Below are 242 nucleotides of genomic sequence, written 5' to 3'. Positions count from 1 at the left end.
GGCCAGCCTTGCCTGTTCTTGATAAGGAAAGAAATTTGCAGAGGACTCAATATTGCTGCTGGCAAAGGTTTGATTGCATTTTTGGCCGCAACTTTCCATAGTAAGTTTGGTAGAGCCAAAAACCATTGCGTTCGCTTAATGGTTATTTCGCCAACAGTCCAATCCCGGGCTGGAAAAAAACCATTGCGTTGGCTTAATGGTTATTTCCCTACTACTACTCCAGGGCTGGAAAAAAACCATTG

1 protein-coding gene is annotated in these 242 nt (G+C 43.8%); it reads left to right on the top strand.

Annotation, left to right across the window (positions count from 1 at the left end; genetic code table 11):
- Window positions 1-18: 18 nt before the first annotated feature.
- The coding region (locus tag LKK83_RS28350; RefSeq protein WP_324634814.1) for a hypothetical protein at window positions 19-242 on the top strand (224 nt) is incomplete at its 3' end.

This window comes from Phormidium sp. CCY1219 (genome assembly GCF_035615515.1).
Classification (GTDB): domain Bacteria; phylum Cyanobacteriota; class Cyanobacteriia; order Cyanobacteriales; family Laspinemataceae; genus CCY1219.
This window is presented reverse-complemented; position numbering and strand designations above follow the sequence as displayed.